General features: G+C 55.7%; 24 protein-coding genes. 19 read left to right on the top strand and 5 right to left on the bottom strand.

Annotation, left to right across the window (positions count from 1 at the left end; translation table 11 throughout):
* Positions 1–3: 3 nt before the first annotated feature.
* From M2374_RS04430 to ldtA, 19 genes are all read left to right on the top strand, one after another.
* A complete protein-coding gene (locus tag M2374_RS04430; RefSeq protein ID WP_096756656.1) occupies positions 4–636 on the top strand; it encodes a cobalt-precorrin-8 methylmutase in 633 nt (210 codons plus the stop codon).
* Positions 633–1,781: a cobalt-precorrin-5B (C(1))-methyltransferase CbiD gene (gene cbiD, locus M2374_RS04425; protein ID WP_181689003.1), complete on the top strand. Its 1,149-nt coding sequence runs from the start codon at positions 633–635 to the stop codon at positions 1,779–1,781. The genes M2374_RS04430 and cbiD overlap by 4 nt, the downstream gene beginning before the upstream one ends.
* Complete coding sequence (locus tag M2374_RS04420) at positions 1,766–2,371, top strand: cobalt-precorrin-7 (C(5))-methyltransferase (protein WP_115258160.1); 606 nt, start codon at positions 1,766–1,768, stop codon at positions 2,369–2,371. The genes cbiD and M2374_RS04420 overlap by 16 nt, the downstream gene beginning before the upstream one ends.
* Positions 2,361–2,930 carry a decarboxylating cobalt-precorrin-6B (C(15))-methyltransferase gene (locus M2374_RS04415; RefSeq protein ID WP_115258161.1) on the top strand — a complete coding sequence of 190 codons (570 nt, stop codon included), beginning with the start codon at positions 2,361–2,363 and terminating at the stop codon, positions 2,928–2,930. Before M2374_RS04420 ends, M2374_RS04415 begins: the two co-directional genes overlap by 11 nt.
* Positions 2,923–3,696, top strand: coding sequence for a cobalt-precorrin-4 methyltransferase (locus M2374_RS04410; RefSeq protein ID WP_096756660.1), 774 nt, complete (start codon positions 2,923–2,925; stop codon positions 3,694–3,696). The genes M2374_RS04415 and M2374_RS04410 overlap by 8 nt, the downstream gene beginning before the upstream one ends.
* Positions 3,677–4,732: a cobalt-precorrin 5A hydrolase gene (cbiG, locus tag M2374_RS04405; RefSeq protein ID WP_115258162.1), complete on the top strand. Its 1,056-nt coding sequence runs from the start codon at positions 3,677–3,679 to the stop codon at positions 4,730–4,732. The genes M2374_RS04410 and cbiG overlap by 20 nt, the downstream gene beginning before the upstream one ends.
* A complete protein-coding gene (locus tag M2374_RS04400; RefSeq protein WP_096756662.1) occupies positions 4,732–5,457 on the top strand; it encodes a precorrin-3B C(17)-methyltransferase in 726 nt (241 codons plus the stop codon). Before cbiG ends, M2374_RS04400 begins: the two co-directional genes overlap by 1 nt.
* The gene (locus tag M2374_RS04395; RefSeq protein ID WP_181596600.1) at positions 5,454–6,239 is read left to right on the top strand and encodes a cobalt-precorrin-6A reductase; all 786 of its coding nucleotides are present in this window, start codon (positions 5,454–5,456) and stop codon (positions 6,237–6,239) included. Before M2374_RS04400 ends, M2374_RS04395 begins: the two co-directional genes overlap by 4 nt.
* A 10-nt stretch (positions 6,240–6,249) precedes the next feature.
* Positions 6,250–7,044 (top strand): sirohydrochlorin cobaltochelatase, encoded by a 795-nt coding sequence (locus M2374_RS04390; protein WP_115258164.1) that lies wholly within the window; start codon positions 6,250–6,252, stop codon positions 7,042–7,044.
* Positions 7,041–7,754 (top strand): cobalt-factor II C(20)-methyltransferase, encoded by a 714-nt coding sequence (locus M2374_RS04385; RefSeq protein WP_117343324.1) that lies wholly within the window; start codon positions 7,041–7,043, stop codon positions 7,752–7,754. The genes M2374_RS04390 and M2374_RS04385 overlap by 4 nt, the downstream gene beginning before the upstream one ends.
* A complete protein-coding gene (gene cbiM, locus M2374_RS04380; protein WP_181689004.1) occupies positions 7,751–8,488 on the top strand; it encodes a cobalt ECF transporter S component CbiM in 738 nt (245 codons plus the stop codon). The genes M2374_RS04385 and cbiM overlap by 4 nt, the downstream gene beginning before the upstream one ends.
* A 2-nt stretch (positions 8,489–8,490) precedes the next feature.
* On the top strand, positions 8,491–8,772 hold the full coding sequence (locus M2374_RS04375) for an energy-coupling factor ABC transporter substrate-binding protein (RefSeq protein ID WP_096756667.1): 282 nt from the start codon (positions 8,491–8,493) through the stop codon (positions 8,770–8,772).
* Positions 8,759–9,436 (top strand): energy-coupling factor ABC transporter transmembrane protein, encoded by a 678-nt coding sequence (locus M2374_RS04370; RefSeq protein WP_096756668.1) that lies wholly within the window; start codon positions 8,759–8,761, stop codon positions 9,434–9,436. Before M2374_RS04375 ends, M2374_RS04370 begins: the two co-directional genes overlap by 14 nt.
* A gap of 8 nt (positions 9,437–9,444) precedes the next feature.
* Positions 9,445–10,260, top strand: coding sequence for an energy-coupling factor ABC transporter ATP-binding protein (locus tag M2374_RS04365; protein ID WP_181689005.1), 816 nt, complete (start codon positions 9,445–9,447; stop codon positions 10,258–10,260).
* Positions 10,257–11,777, top strand: a complete 1,521-nt coding sequence (locus tag M2374_RS04360; protein WP_181689006.1) for a cobyric acid synthase — start codon at positions 10,257–10,259, stop codon at positions 11,775–11,777. Before M2374_RS04365 ends, M2374_RS04360 begins: the two co-directional genes overlap by 4 nt.
* On the top strand, positions 11,774–12,319 hold the full coding sequence (gene cobU, locus M2374_RS04355; RefSeq protein WP_096756671.1) for a bifunctional adenosylcobinamide kinase/adenosylcobinamide-phosphate guanylyltransferase: 546 nt from the start codon (positions 11,774–11,776) through the stop codon (positions 12,317–12,319). The genes M2374_RS04360 and cobU overlap by 4 nt, the downstream gene beginning before the upstream one ends.
* Positions 12,316–13,059: an adenosylcobinamide-GDP ribazoletransferase gene (gene cobS / locus M2374_RS04350; RefSeq protein WP_135911858.1), complete on the top strand. Its 744-nt coding sequence runs from the start codon at positions 12,316–12,318 to the stop codon at positions 13,057–13,059. The genes cobU and cobS overlap by 4 nt, the downstream gene beginning before the upstream one ends.
* A gap of 25 nt (positions 13,060–13,084) precedes the next feature.
* On the top strand, positions 13,085–14,149 hold the full coding sequence (cobT, locus tag M2374_RS04345) for a nicotinate-nucleotide--dimethylbenzimidazole phosphoribosyltransferase (protein ID WP_135911859.1): 1,065 nt from the start codon (positions 13,085–13,087) through the stop codon (positions 14,147–14,149).
* A 118-nt stretch (positions 14,150–14,267) separates the two neighbouring features.
* Entirely contained in the window at positions 14,268–15,194 is a 927-nt protein-coding gene (gene ldtA, locus M2374_RS04340; RefSeq protein ID WP_117343330.1) for a L,D-transpeptidase, read from the top strand.
* 30 nt (positions 15,195–15,224) lie between these two features.
* On the opposite strand, the gene M2374_RS04335 is transcribed toward ldtA, so the two are convergent.
* The 5 genes from M2374_RS04335 to M2374_RS04315 all read right to left on the bottom strand — a co-directional run bounded on the left by M2374_RS04335 (position 15,225) and on the right by M2374_RS04315 (position 20,551).
* Positions 15,225–15,899: an ABC transporter ATP-binding protein gene (locus tag M2374_RS04335; RefSeq protein ID WP_181689007.1), complete on the bottom strand. Its 675-nt coding sequence runs from the start codon at positions 15,897–15,899 to the stop codon at positions 15,225–15,227.
* A gap of 10 nt (positions 15,900–15,909) precedes the next feature.
* Positions 15,910–17,598 (bottom strand): iron ABC transporter permease, encoded by a 1,689-nt coding sequence (locus M2374_RS04330; RefSeq protein ID WP_115258171.1) that lies wholly within the window; start codon positions 17,596–17,598, stop codon positions 15,910–15,912.
* Positions 17,582–18,619, bottom strand: coding sequence for an extracellular solute-binding protein (locus M2374_RS04325; RefSeq protein WP_115258172.1), 1,038 nt, complete (start codon positions 18,617–18,619; stop codon positions 17,582–17,584). The genes M2374_RS04330 and M2374_RS04325 overlap by 17 nt, the downstream gene beginning before the upstream one ends.
* A gap of 221 nt (positions 18,620–18,840) precedes the next feature.
* Positions 18,841–19,908, bottom strand: coding sequence for a TRAP transporter substrate-binding protein DctP (gene dctP, locus M2374_RS04320; RefSeq protein ID WP_228758144.1), 1,068 nt, complete (start codon positions 19,906–19,908; stop codon positions 18,841–18,843).
* A gap of 52 nt (positions 19,909–19,960) precedes the next feature.
* Positions 19,961–20,551 (bottom strand): nuclear transport factor 2 family protein, encoded by a 591-nt coding sequence (locus M2374_RS04315; protein WP_181491242.1) that lies wholly within the window; start codon positions 20,549–20,551, stop codon positions 19,961–19,963.
* Positions 20,552–20,570: the final 19 nt, after the last annotated feature.

The following is a 20,570-nucleotide window of genomic DNA, read 5'->3' as shown; positions in this document are numbered from 1 at the left end:
ACAATGCAATACATTCAGCAACCCCAGGCGATTGAAGCCAAAAGTTTCGACATCATTGGCGACATTATTCGTGAAACCCGCCCGGACTATCAGTTTGCCAGCCCATTACATGAGGCCATCATCAAGCGGGTGATCCACACCACCGCTGACTTCGACTGGCTGGACATTTTGTGGTTTTCCGATGATGTACTGGCGCAGTTTTGCGCCGCGTTAAACCGATCAAGCGTGATTTATACCGATACTACGATGGCCCTTTCCGGGATCAACAAAACGTTGCTGGCAAAATTCGGCGGAGAATGCCGCTGTTACATCAGCGACCCGCGTGTGGTGCGCGCCGCAAAAGAACAGGGTATCACTCGTTCGATGGCCGCCGTCGACATTGCGGTTCAGGAAGAGGGCGAAAAGCTGTTTGTCTTTGGCAATGCGCCGACGGCGCTGTTCCGCCTGATGGAACATGATGTTGCCGTGAGCGGCGTGGTCGGTGTGCCGGTAGGGTTTGTCGGCGCGGAGGAGTCAAAAGATGCGCTGACGAAAAGTCATCTGCCTGCCATAGCTGCCCTGGGCCGCAAAGGCGGAAGCAACGTCGCAGCCGCTATCGTCAACGCGATGCTCTACCACATGCAGGGGGCGCGATGAGCGACCAACCCTTTGACGCACCGGTATGGCACAACGGTAAAGCGCTGCGCAAAGGGTACACCACCGGATCGTGTGCGACGGCAGCAGCCAAAGTCGCTGCGTTGATGGTATTGCGTCAGCATTTGATCCATCAAGTATCCATAGTCACCCCGTCCGGGGTCACGCTATGCCTGAACGTTGAGTCGCCGCACATTGAAGGGCAGCAGGCGATTGCCGCTATTCGTAAAGACGGCGGCGATGATGTGGACGCCACCCACGGGATGCTGATTTTTGCTCGTGTGACGCTAGACGACAGCGGCGAAATAGCGCTGCAGGGCGGCGAAGGTGTCGGCACGGTCACCCGCAAAGGAATTGGCCTACCGGTAGGCAGTTCGGCAATCAATCGCACGCCGCGTCAGACTATTGAGTCAGCGGTTCGCGAGGCGATCGGCCCAAATCGTGGGGCAAAGATTGAAATTTTTGCCCCGGAAGGTGAAGAGCGGGCGCAGAAAACCTACAACTCGCGTCTGGGTATTCTGGGCGGCATTTCCATTATCGGCACCACCGGCATTGTTACGCCCATGTCGGAAGAGAGCTGGAAGCGTTCATTGTCGCTGGAGTTGGAAATCAAACGTGCGGCGGGACTTGAACACGTGGTGCTGGTGCCGGGTAACCATGGCGAACGTTTTGTCCGCGAACAGATGGGGATTGACACGCAGGTGGTGGTCACCATGAGCAACTTTGTCGGCTACATGATTGAAGAGGCCGTCCGCCTTGGGTTCAAACAAATCGTTCTCGTCGGACATCCGGGCAAGCTCATCAAAATTGCAGCGGGTATTTTCCATACCCACAGCCATATTGCCGACGCACGTATGGAAACTCTGGTCGCCCACCTGGCGCTGCTCGGTGCGCCGCTGGAATTACTGACGTTGGTCAGCGACTGCGATACCACCGAAGCCGCGATGGAGCACATCGATGCCTACGGTTTTCAGCATATTTACGATCATCTGGCTAAACGTATCTGCATGCGTGTCCTGCAGACTTTGCGTTTTACCAAAAATCCGCCGACCTGCGACGCCATCATGTTCTCTTTTGATAACCAGATCCTCGGCAGCAACCGCCCGGTCACAGAGATTGCGCAGGAGATGACATGCTTACCGTTGTAGGGATGGGACCCGCGGGGTTGCATTTGATGACGCCCGCAGCACGCGAGTCTGTCGCCACGGCGGATGTGCTGGTCGGTGGTAAACGGCATTTGCAGCAGTTCCCGGATTTTACCGGCGAGCGGTTTGCCCTTGGCGCCAATATCCCGGAGTTATTAACCTGGATTGGCGAGCATCAGGGGAAGCATGTAGTGGTACTGGCCTCTGGCGATCCGTTGTTCTACGGCATTGGCACCCGGATGGTGGCGCATTTTGGCATTGAACATGTGCGCATTATTCCTGGCATCAGTGCGGTGCAATATCTGTGCGCGCAGTCCGGTATTGATATGAACGACATGTGGCTGACCAGTAGCCACGGCCGTAGCGTCTGTTTCGATGAACTGGCACGACATAACAAGGTGGCGATGGTCACGGATGCCCTGTGCGGTCCGCGCGAAATTGCACATCAGCTTATTGCCCGTGGTAAGGGGCATCGCTGGATGGTGATTGGCGAAAACCTGGCAATGGAAAATGAACGCATCCACTGCCTGCCGCTCAGTGAAATTAATGCCGACTATGACATGAATGCAGTGGTGATCCTCGATGAAAGATGAGCTTTTTCTGCGTGGAGAGAAGGTGCCGATGACCAAAGAAGCGGTACGTGCACTTGCCCTCTCAAAACTTGAATTACACCGTGCCACGCACCTGATTGATATTGGCGCAGGAACCGGCAGCGTGTCGATAGAAGCGGCGTTGCAATATCCATCGCTACGCGTGACGGCGATTGAGCGTAACCCGGCGGCACTCAGACTGCTGGACGAGAATCGCCAGCACTTTGCCTGCGCCAACGTTGATATTTATCCCGGTATCGCGCCGATGACCATCGCGGAAAAAGCTGATGCCATCTTTATGGGCGGCAGTGGTGGTCACTTGACCGACCTGATCGACTGGTCGATGCGCCAACTGCATCCCGCCGGACGGCTGGTAATGACCTTCATTCTTCAGGAAAACCTGAATACCGCGCTGGCGCATCTGGAGCACCTTGGCGTGCAGGGTGTGGACTGCCTGCAAATGCAGGTGTCATCACTGACCACGCTTGGCAGTGGCCACTATTTCAAACCGAATAATCCCGTTTTTGTTATCGCCTGTCAGAAGGAAGGAAACCATGTCTGAGATATTTGATCCCCGTAGTGTGTGGTTTGTTGGCGCTGGTCCTGGCGATCGCGAGCTGATTACCCTCAAAGGTTACCGGTTGCTGCAGCAGGCGCAGGTGGTTATCTATGCCGGATCGCTGATTAATACCGAACTGCTGGAATATTGCCCACCTGACGCTGAGTGTCACGACAGCGCCGAACTGCATCTGGAACAAATCCTCGACCTGATGGAAGCCGGTGTAAAAGCGGGTAAAACGGTTGTGCGTCTGCAAACCGGCGACGTCTCGCTGTACGGCTCGGTCCGCGAGCAGGGTGAAGAGCTGACCAAACGCGGGATTGAATGGCAGGTGGTGCCTGGCGTCAGCGCGTTCCTCGGGGCAGCGGCAGAACTCGGCGTCGAGTACACGGTACCTGAAGTGTCGCAGAGTCTGATCATTACCCGTCTTGAAGGTCGTACGCCGGTACCGGAGCGCGAACAACTGGAGGCGTTTGCCAGTCACCAGACGTCGATGGCGATTTATCTTTCCGTCCAGCGTATCCATCGGGTGGCTGAGCGTCTGATTGAAGGCGGTTATCCGGCGACCACGCCAGTGGCGGTCATCTATAAAGCCACCTGGCCTGAAAGCCAGACCGTACGTGGCACCCTTGAGGATATTGGCGACAAAGTGCGCGATGCGGGGATCCGGAAAACGGCGCTTATTCTGGTCGGCAACTTCCTGGGCACGGAGTATCACTACTCCAAACTCTATGCGGCGGATTTTAGCCATGAATACCGTAAAGCCTGAGTCTATCGCGTTGTTCTGCCTGACGCCCGGCGGTGTTTTGCTGGCGAAGCGTCTGGCGGCAATGCTACCGGTGACCTGTTTCACCAGTGAAAAATTGCTGGAGGAGGGATTTCTTCCCTTCGAAAACGGGTTTGCCAATGCGGCCCGCGATGCGTTTGCGAACTATTCGGCGCTGATTTTTATCGGCGCGACCGGTATTGCGGTACGTGTGCTGGCCCCGCTGGTTAACGACAAGTTTTGTGACCCGGCGGTGGTCGTGATCGATGAGCGTGCGCAGCATGTCATCAGCCTGCTGTCGGGCCATGCGGGGGGCGCTAACACGTTGGCGCGCTACCTGGCGGGCATGCTGGGTGCGGATCCGGTGATCACCACGGCGACGGATGTGAATGACATGGCGGCCCTTGATACGCTGGCGTTTCAACTGAATGCGCGAATGACCGACTTCCGTTCGGTGGTAAAAATCGTTAATCAGATGCTGGTCAGCAACAAGCGGGTTGGCCTGTGGTGGGACGACGAACTGGCGCAGGACGTCAGTCATTGCGATCGTCGTGGTTTCATCACGGTGACTGACCTGAACCAACTCCCTGAACTCGATGCGCTGATTTGCATCACCTTGCGGACCGATCTCCCCGAGTTGCCCCTTCCGCACTGGAAGTTGGTGCCACAGCGGGTTGTCGCCGGGATTGGCTGTCGTCGCGATACGCCGTTCCCGCTGTTAGCTGAACTGCTTTCCCGCCAACTTGAAGCCCAACGGCTCGATCCGTTGGCACTAAAAGCCATCGGCAGCATCACGCTGAAAAAAGATGAACAGGGGCTTATCCAACTGGCTTCCTGCTGTCGCGTACCTTTCGAAACCTTTACTGCTGACGCGCTGCGTGAGCATGAACACCGTTTTCCTGCCTCATCGTTTGTGCGTAAAACGGTCGGGACGGGGAGCGTCTCCGGTCCTGCAGCCTGGCTGCTGAGCCATGGACAACTGTTAGGCGAGACCCTGCGTGAACAGGGCGTCACTATTACTTTGGGAGTTTCACACTGATGTTAACCGTAATTGGAATTGGTCCTGGCTCGCAGGCAATGATGACCATGGAAGCCGTTGAAGCACTGAAAGCGGCAGAAATTATCGTGGGTTACAAAACCTACACCCACCTGGTAAAAGCCTTCACCGGCGATAAGCAGGTGATCAAAACCGGGATGTGCAAAGAGATAGAACGCTGCCAGGCTGCGATTGAGCTAGCGCAGGCCGGTCATAACGTGGCGCTAATCAGCAGCGGCGATGCCGGAATTTACGGCATGGCCGGGCTGGTGCTTGAGCTGGTCAGCAAGCAGAAACTGGATGTTGAGGTCAAGCTAATTCCAGGGATGACTGCCAGCATTGCCGCGGCCTCTTTGCTCGGTGCTCCGCTGATGCACGACTTCTGCCATATCAGTTTAAGCGACCTGTTAACACCGTGGCCGGTGATTGAAAAACGCATTGTGGCCGCGGGCGAAGCTGACTTCGTGATTTGTTTCTATAACCCGCGCAGCCGTGGCCGCGAAGGGCATCTGGCACGTGCTTTTGAGCTGCTTTCTGCCAGCAAAAGTGCACAAACACCGGTGGGTATCGTGAAGTCAGCCGGACGTAAAAAACAGGAAAAATGGCTGACCACGCTCGGCGAAATGGACTTTGAACCGGTGGATATGACCAGCCTGGTGATTGTCGGCAACAAAACGACCTACGTTCAGGATGGCCTGATGATCACCCCACGCGGTTATGTACTGTGAATTACGGTGATGTGCTGGTCATGGGCGGTACCAGCGATGCGCGCATGCTGTGCCAGCAACTGGACGCGGCGAACGTGGCTTATACCCTGTCGGTAGCCACCCCAACGGGGAAACAGCTGGCGGGCGATATTAAAGGTCAGGTGCGCTGCGGACGTCTGGAGCGGGAACACATGGTTGCCTGGCTGCAGGAAAACCGTACGCGCTGGGTGATTGATGCCTCACATCCGTATGCCGAAGTGGTGAGTCGTAACATCATGAGCGCCTGTGAAGCGGCGGGCGTGCTGCTGAGCCGCTATCAGCGCCCTGAGCAGTTGAGTGGCTTAACGCATCCGCATCTGTACACCGTGCAGAGTATTCAGCAAGCCTGCGACGTAGCGCGTCGCTTTGGCGAACGCGTGCTGCTAACCACCGGCAGCAAAGATCTGGCTATCTGGCGCGCGGGGCTGCCGGAAAAAACACTGCTGGCCCGCGTACTGCCGGTGCCTGACGTTATCCAGCAATGCGCCGATTTAGGATTTGGCGTTGGCGAAATATTCGCCCTGTGCGGGCCGTTTAGTGCTGAGTTTAATGCCGCTTTTTACCGTCAGTGTCTGGCTGACGTGGTCATCACCAAAGCATCGGGTGCGGAAGGTGGTTATCAGGAAAAAGTACAACCCTGTCTGGATGCCGGGATCCCCTGCATCGTGATTACACGTCCGGCACCGTTGGTGACGGGAGAAGAATTACTGGATAGTCAGGCCGCATTTGCGGCGCGTTTAGTGCGCTGGCTGGCTGTGGCTTAAGGAGTTAGAGATGAAAAAGGCGCTTCTGGTGGTCAGCTTTGGCACCAGCTATCACGACACCTGTGAGAAAAATATTGTGGCCTGTGAGCGCGATCTTGCGGCCAGTTGCCCTGACCGTGACCTGTTTCGGGCATTTACCTCCGGGATGATCATCCGCAAGCTCAAACAGCGCGACGGCATTGACATCGACACGCCGTTGCAGGCCCTGCAAAAGCTGGCGGAGCAGGGGTATCAGGATGTGGCTATTCAGTCGCTGCACATCATTAACGGTGACGAGTACGAAAAAATAGTTCGTGAAGTACAGAGTATGCGCCCGCTGTTTGCCCGCCTGACGCTGGGGGTTCCCCTGCTGAGTAGCCATGATGATTACGCGCAACTGATGCTGGCGCTGCAGCAGCAGATGCCGTCGCTTGGTGAGCGCGAAAAAGTGGTGTTTATGGGGCACGGGGCCAGCCATCACGCTTTTGCCGCTTATGCCTGCCTCGATCACATGATGACCGCGCAGGGTTTCCCGGCGCGAGTTGGTGCGGTAGAGAGCTACCCGGAAGTGGATATTCTTATCGACAGCTTAGGTCGCGAAGGGATAACTGCGGTGCATCTTATGCCATTAATGCTGGTTGCGGGTGACCACGCTATCAACGATATGGCCTCCGACGAAGACGATTCGTGGAAAACATTATTTAACGCGGCAGGCATTCCGGCCACGCCGTGGCTGAGTGGTCTGGGTGAAAATCCGGCGGTACGCGCCATGTTCGTGGCACATTTACAGCAGGCGCTGAGCGTGGCGCTGGAGGAAGCAGCATGAGTGGCAAATTGTATGCATTGAGCACCGGGCCAGGTGCTTCCGATCTGGTAACCGTGCGCGCGGCGCGCACGCTCGGCTCGCTGGATATTCTCTATGCGCCCGCCGGGCGTAAAGGTGGCGACAGCCTGGCGCTGTCTATCGTTCGGGAATATGTCGGTGAGCAGACCGAAATCCGCTGCTGCCATTTCCCGATGAGCGCCGACAGTACCGAAAAAGAAGCCGTCTGGGATGAGGTTGCCGCTGCACTGGTTGCGGAAGTGGAGGCCGGCAAGCAGGTCGGTTTCATTACCCTCGGCGATGCCATGCTGTTCAGTACCTGGGTCTTTTTACTCCAGCGTATTGGTAATCCTGATTGGTTAGAAATCGTCCCCGGCGTGACCTCATTTGCTGCGATTGCCGCGCGTTCAAAAACGCCGCTCGCCATGGAACAGCAGTCGCTGGCGGTCGTCTCGTGCACTGCGCCGGAGGCAGAAATCCGGCAGGCGTTAAAGCAGCATGACAGCCTGGTGCTGATGAAGGTCTACGGTCGGTTTGCACGCATCAAGGCGTTGCTGCAAGAAGAAGGCATTCTGGACTGCGCGTTAATGATGTCCGAAGCCACGCTACCGGGTGAGCAGTGCTGGCGCCAACTCAGTGAAGTGAGTGACGATCAGCCGCTGCCGTATTTCTCGACCATTCTGGTCAATAAACAGTGGGAGTATGAAAGATGAAGCTAGAACACCAGCTAAAACAGCTGTCTTTCAGCGGGTTGGCTGCGGCGCTATTGCTGATGATTGTGCCTGAGCAGGCGTTTGCTATGCACATTATGGAAGGCTTTTTACCGCCGATGTGGGCGCTGGCCTGGTGGCTGCTGTTTTTACCCTGCCTGTGGTATGGGCTGGTGCGCCTGCGCCAAATTGTGCAGGAAGATAGCCACCAGAAAGTGTTACTGGCCCTGTGTGGCGCGTTTATTTTCGTGCTGTCAGCGCTGAAAATTCCATCTGTTACCGGGAGTTGTTCGCATCCGACCGGGGTCGGTCTGGCGGTGATTCTGTTCGGGCCAGGCGTGGTGGCCATTCTCGGGGCCATCGTTTTGTTATTCCAGGCATTATTGCTGGCACATGGCGGTTTGACCACGCTGGGCGCTAATGGTATGTCGATGGCGGTTATTGGTCCGGTCGTCGGCTATATGGTGTGGAAGATGGCTTGCCGTGCGGGGTTCCGTCGTGATGTCTGCGTCTTCCTCTGCGCCATGCTGGCCGATCTGGTGACCTATTTTGTGACGTCGGTGCAACTGGGTGTTGCTTTCCCGGACCCGTCCGTAGGTGCTACGGGCTCCATCATCAAGTTCATGGGGATTTTCTGCCTGACGCAGATCCCAATCGCTATCGCAGAAGGCTTGCTCACGGTGATGATTTATGACCAGCTCACCAAACGGCAGCTCATCACCGCACAAGGACATTAACCATGAAAAAGACGCTGATTCTGTTAGCAATGGTGATTGGGCTGGTTGTCCTGCCATTTTTCATCAACCACGGTGGAGAATACGGAGGATCAGATGGCGAAGCGGAAAGCCAGATTCAGGCCATCGCTCCGCATTATGAGCCGTGGTTCCAGCCGCTGTATGAGCCAGCCAGCGGTGAAATTGAAAGTCTGCTGTTTACGCTTCAGGGATCGCTCGGTGCAGCGGTAATTTTCTACATTCTGGGTTACACCAAGGGCAGACAACGCCGTGATGACCGGTCTTGACAGGCTGAGCTACCAGAGCCGCTGGTTTCATGTCACACCGCAGCGCAAATTTCTGCTGTGGTTAGTGATGATGATTCTGGCGTTTACCCTGCCTCCGTTGGGGCAGGGTATCGAGCTGTTACTCATTGCCGCACTGAGCTGCTGGCTGCTGCGCATCTCTTTCTGGCGTTGGTGTCGCTGGATGGCGTTGCCGTTTGGTTTTTTGCTGGTCGGGGTAGTGACGATCCTATTCAGTGTGAGTCGCGATCCACATAGCTTACTGGTTAGTCTGCCGGTGGGTAGCTACTGGTTAGGCGTCACCGAAGCGGGTGTACTCACTGCCAATGCAACATTCTGGCGAAGCCTGGCGGCGCTGGCATCCACCTTTTGGTTGGTACTTAATCTGCCGTTCCCGCAATTAATTCTTTTACTGAAATGGGCGCGCGTTCCGCGCCTGCTGACTGAGCAGATCCTGCTGACCTGGCGATTTATTTTTATTCTTTTAGACGAAGCGCTCGCTATTCACCGCGCGCAAACGCTGCGTTTTGGTTATCGTAGCGTGCCGCTGAGCTATCGCTCGTTGGCAATGCTGGTGGGGCTGTTGTTTACGCGTGTGTTAATCCGCTATCAGCAAATGACCACCACACTGGATATCAAACTGTATCAGGGTGATTTTCACCTGTAAGGATAAGTATGCTTGCCACCTCAGCGCTTTGGTTTCGCTATCAGGATGACCCGGTCCTCAAAGGGCTCACGCTGGATTTTTCCACGCAGGCCGTCACTGGACTGGTGGGGGCCAATGGGTGCGGAAAATCCACGCTGTTTATGAACCTGAGTGGCTTGTTGCGTCCACAGCAGGGGGCGGTGATGTGGCAAGGAAAACCGCTGGATTACAGCAAGCGAGGCCTGCTGGCACTGCGTCAGCAGGTGGCGACCGTATTTCAGGACCCCGATCAGCAAATCTTTTATACCGATATCGACAGCGACATCGCCTTTAGCCTGCGCAATATTGGCGTGGATGAAAAAGAAATTGCTCGCCGGGTGGAAGATGCCCTGACGCTGGTGGATGCACAACATTTCCGTCATCAGCCTATTCAATGCCTAAGCCACGGACAAAAAAAACGCGTGGCGATCGCTGGCGCGCTGGTACTGCAGGCGCAGTATCTGCTGCTGGATGAACCGACAGCGGGCCTTGATCCCTCGGGCCGTACGCAAATGATTGAGATTATTAAACGGATCGTGGCGCAGGGAAATCATGTGGTTATTTCCAGCCATGATATCGATCTTATCTATGAAGTGAGCGACGCGGTTTACGTTTTGCGCCGGGGAGAAGTGCTGACGCACGGCACCCCCGGTGAGGTATTCGCGCGCACGGACCTTATTGAACAAGCAGGATTAACTCAGCCCTGGCTGGTGAAGTTGCACACAGAGCTAGGCTTTCCATTGTGTAAAACAGAGGCTGAATTTTATCGTTGTATGCGAGAGAACGCACTGAAGGAGGCGTCATGACGCAGGCAATAATGTTGCAGGGAACGGCATCTGATGTAGGCAAAAGCGTATTAGTCGCCGGGCTGTGTCGTATTTTTTATCAGGATGGACGACGTACTGCGCCGTTCAAATCGCAGAACATGGCGCTGAACTCGGGTATTACGCCTGAGGGGAAAGAGATGGGGCGCGCGCAAATTTTCCAGGCTGAAGCGGCAGGGATCACCCCAGATGTACGTATGAATCCGGTGCTATTGAAACCGACCAGCGACCGCAAAGCGCAGGTGGTATTGATGGGCAAAGTGGCGACCGATATGGATGCGGTAAGCTACCACGAGTACAAACCGCGTCTGCGCGAGCAGATCATTTCGGTTTATAACAGCCTGGCGCAGGAATTTGACGTTATTGTGCTGGAAGGGGCGGGAAGTCCGGCTGAAATTAACCTGCGCGATCGCGATATCGTCAATATGGGGATGGCGGAGATGGCGCAGTGCCCGGTTGTGCTGGTGGCGGATATCGATCGCGGCGGCGTGTTTGCCTCGATTTATGGCACGCTGGCGCTGCTGCATGATCATGAACGCGCGCGCGTAAAAGGCGTGATTATCAATAAATTTCGTGGCGATGTGGCGCTGCTCTATTCCGGTATTGAACAAATTGAAGCGCTGACCGGCGTTCCCGTACTCGGCGTGATGCCGTGGCTGGATGTTGATCTCGAAGATGAAGATGGCGTCGCGCTGCAAAAAGGGAAGTATTTACGCACCGACAAACGCGATATCGAGATTGCTGTGGTGCAACTGCCGCATATTTCCAACTTTACGGATTTTAATGCGCTGGCCGCCCAGCCGGACGTTCGGGTGCGCTATGTTCGCCACCCGGAAGAGCTGGCAGGCGTCGATCTGGTGATTTTGCCGGGCAGTAAAAATACGCTCGGCGATTTAGTCTGGCTGCGCGAAAGCGGTCTTGCGCACAGCGTGTTGCAGCTACACCGTCAGAATGTGCCGGTGGTGGGGATTTGCGGTGGCTATCAAATGCTCGGCGAGACCATTATCGATGACGTGGAGTCGGGCCTGGGAACGCTGCCGGGCCTTGGCTTGCTCGATACCGTTACCCATTTTGCGCAGCACAAAACCACGACCCTGGTTGAAGGGCAAATGTCGGCCACATTGCCGGACTGGCTGGCAGACGCCTCAGGGTTAGCTGTTCGCGGCTATGAAATTCATATGGGTGAAACGGTGTTATCCGGGGAGTGTCGGTCGGTGATGACGCTGCAAAAAGAGGGTGGTAACGTTGCTGATGGCGCGGTGACTCACGACGCTCTGGCGTTCGGCACCTATCTCCACGGCTTGTTTGACAGCGATGAATTCACGCGCGCGCTGGTGAATGGCCTGCGGGTGCGCAAAGGGTTAGCACCACTGGATTCAACCTTCCATTACGCGCAATATAAATCACAGCAGTTTGATCTGCTGGCGGATGCGATGCGGCAACACATCGATATTGAGAAAATTTATACCATCATGCAGCAACACCAGGAGCCAGTATGATGATTCTGGTTACCGGTGGTGCCCGTAGCGGCAAGAGCCGTCACGCAGAGGCACTGATCGCGGACTCCCCAAACGTGCTGTACATCGCGACGTCGCAGATATTCGACGAGGAGATGGCGGCGCGAATTCAACACCATCGTGATGGACGCCCTGCGCACTGGCGTACAGCCGAGCGCTGGCAACATCTTGATGCGCTGATTACGGCTGAGAACGATCCGCACGAGGCGATTTTACTGGAATGCATTACCACGATGGTGACGAACCAGCTGTTTGCGTTAGGCGGCGACAGTTCACCGGATGGCTGGGACTACGCCGCGATGGAACGGTCCATTGAGGATGAGATCCGTGTGCTGATTGACGCTTGTCAGCGTTGCCCGGCAAAAGTCGTGCTGGTGACTAACGAAGTGGGGATGGGGATTGTTCCGGAAAATCGTCTGGCGCGGCATTTTCGCGATATTGCTGGACGGGTAAACCAGCGCCTGGCGGCAGCGTCAGATGAGGTCTGGCTGGTGGTATCTGGAATTGGAGTCAAAATTAAATGAGTAAGTTGTTTTGGGCAATGCTCTCTTTTATCAGTCGCTTGCCCGTTCCTGCACGCTGGTCGCAAGGTCTGGAGTTCGAACAATACTCGCGCGGCATCGTCATGTTCCCGCTGATTGGCGTGGTGCTGGGAGGGTTGACGGGACTGGTCTTCATGGCGCTGCAAACCTGGTGCGGTATCCCGCTGGCAGCGCTGTTTAGCGTGCTGACGTTGGCGCTGCTGACCGGCGGTTTTCATCTTGACGGTCTGGCGGATACCTGTGACGGCGTGTTTTCTGCTCGTCGGCGCGAGCGGATGCTGGAAATAATGCGCGACAGCCGCCTGGGGACCCACGGCGGACTGGCGCTGATCTTTGTTCTGCTGGCTAAAGTGCTGGTGGTGAGCGAACTGGCTCTACGCGGAACGCCAATGCTGGCTGCACTGACTGCAGCCTGTGTGGCAGGGCGTGGAACCGCAGTTCTGCTGATGTACCGGCATCGTTATGCCCGCGAAGAAGGGCTGGGAAATGTCTTTATAGGCAAAGTAACCGGACGACAAACCTGCGTTACGTTGGGGCTTGCGGCGATCCTTGCTGCTGTACTGCTTCCCGGCATGCGTGGAGTGGCGGCGCTGGTCGTCACGATGGTGGCAATTTTCATTCTTGGGCAATTATTAAAACGCACGTTAGGTGGGCAGACAGGCGATACGCTTGGCGCGGCCATCGAACTTGGCGAGTTGATCTTCTTACTGGCTCTGCTTTGAGCCAGTCAACACATTGAGAACCCTTATGCAGACTTTATCCGCTTTACTCCACGCGATCCCTTCTCCCGACAGTGCTGCAATGTTACGCGCACAGCAGCATATTGATGGCTTACTTAAACCACCGGGCAGCCTGGGACGTCTTGAGTCCCTGGCCGTGCAACTCGCCGGTATGCCAGGCCTGAAGGGCGTGCCGCGCGTGGGGGGGAAAGCGATGCTGGTGATGTGCGCCGATCACGGCGTCTGGGATGAAGGTGTGGCCGTTTCGCCGAAAGTGGTTACGGCGATTCAGGCAGCAAATATGACGCGTGGCACGACCGGCGTTTGCGTACTGGCGACCCAGGTTGGCGCAAAGGTTCATGTGATTGATGTGGGGATTGACGCTGAACCTATTCCTGGCGTGGTGAATATGCGCGTTGCGCGTGGCTGCGGCAATATTGCTGAAGGCCCGGCAATGCACCGTTCTCAGGCCGAGGAACTGTTGCTGGAAGTGATGCGCTATACCCGTGAACTGGCGAAAGAGGGCGTCACGCTGTTTGGCGTCGGCGAGTTGGGCATGGCCAATACCACGCCTGCGGCGGCGATTGTTAGCGTACTGACCGGCAGTGATGCTGAGGCGGTGGTGGGGATTGGCGCTAACCTGCCACTCTCGCGGGTGGGCAATAAGGTGGATGTGGTGCGTAGGGCGATCGCCGTTAATCAGCCCGACCCCACAGATGGTATCGATGTGCTGGCCAAAGTCGGTGGTTTTGATCTTGTGGGGATGACGGGTGTGATGCTGGGGGCTGCCTCCTGCGGTCTGCCGGTGTTGCTGGATGGGTTCCTTTCTTATTCCGCTGCGCTGGCAGCCTGTCAGATTGCGCCAGAGATTAAGCCGTACCTGATCCCTTCACATTTTTCCGCCGAAAAAGGTGCCCGTACCGCCCTGGCGCATCTGGAGCTGGACCCGTATCTCAACATGGGCATGCGTTTAGGTGAAGGCAGCGGTGCCGCGCTGGCGATGCCGATCGTTGAGGCCGCCTGCGCCATGTATAACAATATGGGGCATTTAGCCGCCAGCAATATTGTGCTTCCGGACGGTAAGGAAGCGTAGTCAAGCTGCACCCCGCTCAACGGCGGGGTTCTTGTTGGTAGGGTCCGTCGTAACCCCGTTAACCCGATAAAAAAGCTATAATTAACGGATATCTGCTGCGGCGAAGGAAAGGACAATGATGCGTCGTGTAAAACTGTTGTGTTCACTTATCATACTGCTTGCCGGCCAGGGAGCTCAGGCGGTGAGCTATCCGTTGCCGCCAGAGGGCAGCCGCCTGGTCGGCAGTCCGCTGACTATTACGGTGCCGCCAGCCAATACGCAACCGCTGGAAGCATTTGCGGCGCAGTACGGGCAGGGGCTGAGCAATATGCTGGAAGCCAATCCGGGGGTGGATGTCTATTTGCCGAAGTCGGGCTCTACGTTGGTGGTGCCACAGCAGGTTATTTTGCCGGATACCGTGCGCGAGGGCATTGTTATAAACGTCGCTGAAATGCGTCTTTACTATTACCCCAAAGACAGCAATACAGTTGAAATCTTACCCATCGGTATCGGTCAGGCGGGGAGAGAAACGCCGCGCAACTGGGTGACGACGGTACAGCGTAAGCAGGAAGCACCGAGCTGGACGCCAACAGCAAATACCCGCCGGGAATACGCCGCGCGTGGCGAAAGCTTACCGGCGTTTGTTCCGGCCGGGCCGGAAAATCCGATGGGGTTGTACGCCATTTATATTGGCAAGCTGTACGCTATTCACGGCACCAATGCTAATTTCGGAATTGGGCTGCGAGTCAGCCAGGGCTGTATTCGCCTGCGCAATGACGATATTAAATACCTGTTTGATACCGTGCCGGTGGGAACGCGGGTTCAACTTATCGACCGGCCTGTTAAATACAGCACTGAGCCAGACGGTAGCCGCTGGGTTGAAGTTCATGAACCGTTGTCACGCAACCGCAGCGAATATGAGTCGGATAAAAAGATCCCACTGCCGGTGACTCCGGCATTACGCAGTTTTGTGAGCGGAGAGGGAGTGGACGTCAGTCGTGCTAATGCAACGCTGGAACGCCGCTCCGGGATGCCAGTGAATATCAGCCAGGTGCAGAGATTCTAATCACTACCCCGCGCGGCCTGTATGTTACTGTCAGGCCGCGTGCTTCGTTTGAAACTGCCCCATTTTCACAAAACCAATATGGTCCGCCATCAACTGCGCTTCATGCTCACTGTGGGTGACCAGCAGCGCCGTTTGTCCGGCGGCGCGCAAAATATCCCGTACCTCGCCACCCAGACGCTCGCGGGTGCTTTTATCCAGACTGGAAAACGGTTCATCCAGCAGCAGAATATCCGGATGTGGCGCCAGGGCGCGGGCCAGGGCGATACGCTGCTGCTGTCCGCCAGAAAGCTCATGAGGGTAATGGCTGGCGTGGCTGTGTAGTTCAACCATTTTTAACAGCTCGGTGACTCTGGCCTGTTGCGCTTCTCGTGGCAGGCGGCGCAAACCAAAGGCCACGTTTTGTTGGGCTGTCAGATGTGGGAATAACGCGTATTCCTGAAACACCATGCCGACATGCCGTTTTTCCGGCGGCAGATGCACGCCGGGGCCAGCAACACGCCGCTGTGAAACATAAATCTCTCCGCGTTGCAGGCGTTCAAATCCGGCGACCGCGCGCAAAACCGTGGTTTTCCCACAGCCTGACGCACCCAGCAGGCAGGCGATTTCGCCTTTGCGCACCGACATTGAAAAGCCGGCCAGCACCGATTGCTGGCTGTTGCCGTAGGCCACGTGTACATCCTGGAGTCGTAACGCGATTTCTGACATTGTTGCTCTCTCAACCACGGCGCGTCATCTGATGACGAACCAGCAAAATAACAGGCAGTGTGCCGGCTAACACAATCATTAGCGCAGCAATTGCCCCTTCTTCATAGGTACCTCGCGCCGCTTCTGCATACAGCAGCGTGGCCAGCGTTTCGAAGTTTACCGGGCGTAGTAGCAGGGTAGTGGGCAACTCTTTCATTGCATCGGCAAACACCAGCAATGCACTGCTTACCAACGCTGGACGCAGTAGCGGGAAATGCACGCGAGCAAACGTACCGGCCCCATTTTCTCCCAGTAAACGTGAGGCTTGCTCAAGGGAAGGAGGAATACGGCCCAGCCCGGAATCCAGCGCGCCGATGGCTATGGCCTGAAAACGCATCGCACAGCAAATGATCAGCAAAATACCGGCAGACATCAGCGGTAAACCGCGCATGTCGAGCAGATCGGCCAGCCAGCGGTCAACCGCCATCGCCGGGGGAAGAAAACCAATCGCCAGAATCGTACCAGGCACGGCGTAACCTAACGAGGCCAGACGCATCACACCGCGACGAAAGCCAGGCATGGCGTTGTCTGCGGCGCTGCGACGTGCGCTCCACGCCACCAGCATGCTGACGCAAATCACCACCAGCGTGGTACCAGCCGCTAGCGATAGCGTGTTTTGCAATGCAGAAAGTAATGACGCGGACAGCGGATTCTCACCGCCTAACCGTTTGGCGCTCTCCCACAGTAAAAACAATACCGGGGCCAGGAAACCCAGTACAACCGGGAGCGAAATAACCACGCCGAGCAGCCAACCGCGCCAGCCATGCACGCGCGTGGGTTGAATTTCTCGCAGACTGCGACTGCTGAATCCTTGTTTTCTGCGACCGTAAAACTCCAGCGTCAGGATAAAGAAGATAAACATCAGCATCATGCAGGCGATTTGCGCCGCAGCGGATAAATCAGAGCGCGAGATCCACGTGGTGTACACGGTGACGGTTAAGGTTTGTACCCCAAGGAATTCCGACGCGCCGATGTCATTGAGCGTTTCCAGCAGCGCCAGGCTGATCCCGACCGCCAACGCCGGACGGGCCATTGGCAGGGCCACGCGGAAGAAGGTTCCGCTGGCGCTGCAGCCCAGGGTACGTGCCGCCTCCAGCAAATGCGCAGGCTGGCTGATAAACGTGGCGCGAGTGGTTAAATAAACATACGGATACAGTACTAAACCGAGCAGCAGGATCGCGCCGGAAAGGGAGCGTAAATCCGGCAAGCGGAACTGTCGCGGGCTATCGAAACCGAGTAAAAAACGGATGAAGGTTTGCAGTGGGCCAATGGGATGCAGTAAATCGAGCCAGGCAAAGGCCACGATATAGGTCGGCATCGCCAGCGGCAGCAGCAGCGCCCAGCTCAGTATTTTGCGCCCAGGAAAATCCCATGCAGTGACTGCCCACGCGCTGCCAACGCCAATCACGCCGACCATGACCGCGACACCTGCCAACAACAGTACAGTGTTTTTTAACGCAGAGGGCAACACCCAGGTGATGAGATTATCCCAGTGAGACAAATCAGCTTGTGTGGCCTGCCAGATGAGCGCCACAATAGGGGTCAGGACGCCGAGTGCAATACACAGGGCACCAAGATGTAACGGCGTTAATAATGACTGCGGCCCGGAAACCAGGCCGCGTAACGTCGGAAGCAATAGCGGTTTATTGATCGAATCCAACTTTATCTACCAGCAGACTAGCTTGTTTACGGTACTTCACGATTTCGGTTAACGGGATCTTGTCGACGTCGATTTCACCGATAGTGGCGCTGATAACCGGGTCGAGCGTTACACCTTTGAGTACCGGATATTCGAAGTTCGCTTTCGCGTATTGTTGCTGGGCAGGTGCGGAAACCAGATATTCCATCAGCTTAACGGCGTCGGCTTTATTGGGTGCGTAACGGGCTACGGCAGCACCGCTAATGTTGACGTGTGTGCCGCCTTTCTCAAAGGTCGGTTTCACCACTTTAATGGCATCACCCCACTGACGTGCATCGGTGCCTTCTTTGGCATTTTTCATATGACCGACGTAATAGGAGTTGGCGAGGCCAATATCACAAATCCCGCCGAGGATATCGCGGGCAACGTCACGATCGCCGCCGGTTGCTTTACGTGCCAGGTTCGCCTTCACGCCGCGCAGCCACTCTTCTGTTTTGGCCTCACCGTGGTGGGCAATCATGGCGGCAATCAATGCGGTGTTATACGGATGCTGCCCGGAACGGATACAGACTTTGCCTTTGTACTCCGGGCTTGCGAGCTGCTCATAATGCCAGTTATCGATAGGCATCGATTTCTCAGCGTAGAGCACGCGTGCACGCATGGAAAGCGCAAACCACTGATTATCTGCACCGCGCAGGTTAGCCGGAATGGCGGCTTTCAGCGCATCGGACTCTACCGGTTGCGTTACGCCCGCTTCGACTAAATCGATGAGGTTACCGGCATCGACGGTCATCAGCAGGTCGGCAGGGGAGTTCTTCCCTTCCGCTTTAACACGCTCAAGCATGCCATCCTTGATATACACCGTGCTCACTTTTATACCGCTGGTTTTTGTCCAGCTATCGAGCAGGGGTTGGATCAGGCCAGGTTCACGGGTGGTATAAAGCGTTAACGTATCCTGTGCGAAAGCCGGCAGGCTGACGGAGAGGACCAGGGCAGATGCAAGCGTGATACGGCGCAGTCCGGTGCGAGGCAGAGCATTCATCGTTTATATCCCAGAGTAATTGGAACGTACAGTGACCCGAGCAGGCGCTCGTTCTTTTGGCCCGCGTACAATAAATGATAATCACTAGCACTTACAATAATGGCAAAGTTTAAACGATTTACATTTACATAACTTTAAACAACGGTGTGATGTGGGGTTTACTCGGCGAAAAGTGGCGGGTAGAGAGAGGGTGAGACTCCCTGCCACTAGTTCATGGATAACTACCGTTTTACGCGCGCTTTTTGTGACAGGGTTTCATCCATAATGGCGCTAACTTGTTTCATCACCATGCCTGCGTTTTTGACGCCTTTCGCTTCCTGCTCGTGGACCCACTTGGTTTGCGCAGCCCGGTAATGGGTGGCGGTGTTCCACTGTGCGACCTCCTGCGATTGCAGAACGCGTACCGAGGCCCCAGCCTGGCGTAAATCGTCTATCTGGGTGTTAAAACACCTGTCCATGACTGAACCCAGAGATTGATACGCTGTTTCAGCCGCACGCTGAATGGCGACCTGATCTTCATGAGAAAGCGCGTTCCAGGTTTTTTTGTTCATCGTCAGAATATAGAGATGCCCCAGCCACAGATTTTTGGCGAGAAGCACATTGGGTGCGAACTGATACGCTTTAAGAGCGTAACCGCTGTCCACGTTCAGCATCATGCCATCGATTGCCCCCGTTTTTAGTGCGTTATAGGTCTTTTCACCCCAGGGCATGGTCACCGGTTTAGCCCCAGCGTTTTGCAGAAAATCACGGTGCCAGAAGCTGGCAGAGCGCCATGTGCCGCCTTTGATATCGCTCAACGTCGCTATGGGCTTAGCGCTGAAAAAGGCCAGTGGATAGCCAGTGGCAAGGAAAATACTCACCACATTATTTTTCTCAAGTTCAGCCGGAAATGCCGGGATGTCAGCGTAGACGTGGCGGAAGAAGGCCACCTGTTGTTCACTGGCCGGTCCGACGGGAAAGCTTTTAAATATCTGATTCAGGGGCAGCGCGTCGGCGGTGTATTCAGGTACGACAGTCGCCATATCCACCTTTCGTTCGTTGCCGACGTTGCGTAATGCATCGTAGCTGTTACTGAGCTCACCGCTCCAGTGCGCCTCTATTTTCAGCCGTCCGTTTGACTCTTTCTCAATGGCGGGGAAGAGCACGTCGTTAAGAAAGCGAGTGCGCATCCCACCCAGCGGTTCATGATCACTGTATGTCAGGATTTGTGTAGCCGAAACCGTGGTCGGTAGCAGCAAGGCGATGAACAGCATTGCCAGATATTTTCCGTATATTTTGTTGGGGCGCATACATTTCCTTTGCGTTGCTGAGATGAAAAAGGGTCAATGGCGGATGAAATTGTCAGGCCGTCTGCCCGGCTAACCAGCGTGTACCACTTGCTTTCATTTGTTGTTCCAGATCGCTGCCACGGGTGGCAAAGACGCGCTGAACCGGAAAACCACTTTTTTCCAGCAGATAAGCCAGCGCGGCGTATTCACGCGGATATTTCTCTGCCGCACTTTGGTCAATCGCGACCATGCCGAGCGGAAAGGTAAAGCTGGCCATATCGTAAATACTCTGGCGATGGAACAGCTTCCAGACGCCGTCGCGTTTTTCTGCCATGTCATAGAAACGGTTATGACCAATGCAGCCCAGATTCAGCTTAACGTGCTCAGCGATAATCATGGCGTTGGTTTCGACAATAGCCCTCGTCGCGTTGGCATTGAAGGTGACTACCGGCGTGCCAATTAGATGCTTGGTGCGCACATCTGACGCTCCCATCCGTATTGAGCCCTCAACGAAATCGCTGGCGAGGCCCTCAAACCACGTGATTTCAATGGTGCCGTCCGGGTGAAAAAGGTTGCGCAGCTGCTCCCATTCCCCCAGATCGCGGTGCATCCAGCCCGTGAGAAGATCGGTGATTTGCTGACGGTCGTCCAAATAATTTTGCATAACATGTACTCTGGTATGG

Source organism: Citrobacter sp. JUb117 (assembly GCF_024809055.1).
GTDB lineage: Bacteria > Pseudomonadota > Gammaproteobacteria > Enterobacterales > Enterobacteriaceae > Citrobacter > Citrobacter gillenii.
This window is presented reverse-complemented; position numbering and strand designations above follow the sequence as displayed.

What these genes read in the sequence shown, in the direction of transcription:
- M2374_RS04375 (WP_096756667.1), top strand. Translation starts at nt 8,491, where the DNA reads ATGAAAAAGACGCTGATTCTGTTAGCAATGGTGATTGGGCTGGTTGTC.
- M2374_RS04385 (WP_117343324.1), top strand. Translation starts at nt 7,041, where the DNA reads ATGAGTGGCAAATTGTATGCATTGAGCACCGGGCCAGGTGCTTCCGAT.
- M2374_RS04315 (WP_181491242.1), bottom strand. Translation starts at nt 20,551, where the DNA reads ATGCAAAATTATTTGGACGACCGTCAGCAAATCACCGATCTTCTCACG.
- M2374_RS04335 (WP_181689007.1), bottom strand. Translation starts at nt 15,899, where the DNA reads ATGTCAGAAATCGCGTTACGACTCCAGGATGTACACGTGGCCTACGGC.
- M2374_RS04360 (WP_181689006.1), top strand. Translation starts at nt 10,257, where the DNA reads ATGACGCAGGCAATAATGTTGCAGGGAACGGCATCTGATGTAGGCAAA.
- cbiD (WP_181689003.1), top strand. Translation starts at nt 633, where the DNA reads ATGAGCGACCAACCCTTTGACGCACCGGTATGGCACAACGGTAAAGCG.
- M2374_RS04370 (WP_096756668.1), top strand. Translation starts at nt 8,759, where the DNA reads ATGACCGGTCTTGACAGGCTGAGCTACCAGAGCCGCTGGTTTCATGTC.
- M2374_RS04415 (WP_115258161.1), top strand. Translation starts at nt 2,361, where the DNA reads ATGAAAGATGAGCTTTTTCTGCGTGGAGAGAAGGTGCCGATGACCAAA.
- M2374_RS04390 (WP_115258164.1), top strand. Translation starts at nt 6,250, where the DNA reads ATGAAAAAGGCGCTTCTGGTGGTCAGCTTTGGCACCAGCTATCACGAC.
- M2374_RS04325 (WP_115258172.1), bottom strand. Translation starts at nt 18,619, where the DNA reads ATGAATGCTCTGCCTCGCACCGGACTGCGCCGTATCACGCTTGCATCT.
- M2374_RS04365 (WP_181689005.1), top strand. Translation starts at nt 9,445, where the DNA reads ATGCTTGCCACCTCAGCGCTTTGGTTTCGCTATCAGGATGACCCGGTC.
- ldtA (WP_117343330.1), top strand. Translation starts at nt 14,268, where the DNA reads ATGCGTCGTGTAAAACTGTTGTGTTCACTTATCATACTGCTTGCCGGC.
- M2374_RS04410 (WP_096756660.1), top strand. Translation starts at nt 2,923, where the DNA reads ATGTCTGAGATATTTGATCCCCGTAGTGTGTGGTTTGTTGGCGCTGGT.
- M2374_RS04420 (WP_115258160.1), top strand. Translation starts at nt 1,766, where the DNA reads ATGCTTACCGTTGTAGGGATGGGACCCGCGGGGTTGCATTTGATGACG.
- cobU (WP_096756671.1), top strand. Translation starts at nt 11,774, where the DNA reads ATGATGATTCTGGTTACCGGTGGTGCCCGTAGCGGCAAGAGCCGTCAC.
- cobT (WP_135911859.1), top strand. Translation starts at nt 13,085, where the DNA reads ATGCAGACTTTATCCGCTTTACTCCACGCGATCCCTTCTCCCGACAGT.
- M2374_RS04430 (WP_096756656.1), top strand. Translation starts at nt 4, where the DNA reads ATGCAATACATTCAGCAACCCCAGGCGATTGAAGCCAAAAGTTTCGAC.
- cbiG (WP_115258162.1), top strand. Translation starts at nt 3,677, where the DNA reads ATGAATACCGTAAAGCCTGAGTCTATCGCGTTGTTCTGCCTGACGCCC.
- dctP (WP_228758144.1), bottom strand. Translation starts at nt 19,908, where the DNA reads ATGCGCCCCAACAAAATATACGGAAAATATCTGGCAATGCTGTTCATC.
- cobS (WP_135911858.1), top strand. Translation starts at nt 12,316, where the DNA reads ATGAGTAAGTTGTTTTGGGCAATGCTCTCTTTTATCAGTCGCTTGCCC.
- M2374_RS04400 (WP_096756662.1), top strand. Translation starts at nt 4,732, where the DNA reads ATGTTAACCGTAATTGGAATTGGTCCTGGCTCGCAGGCAATGATGACC.
- cbiM (WP_181689004.1), top strand. Translation starts at nt 7,751, where the DNA reads ATGAAGCTAGAACACCAGCTAAAACAGCTGTCTTTCAGCGGGTTGGCT.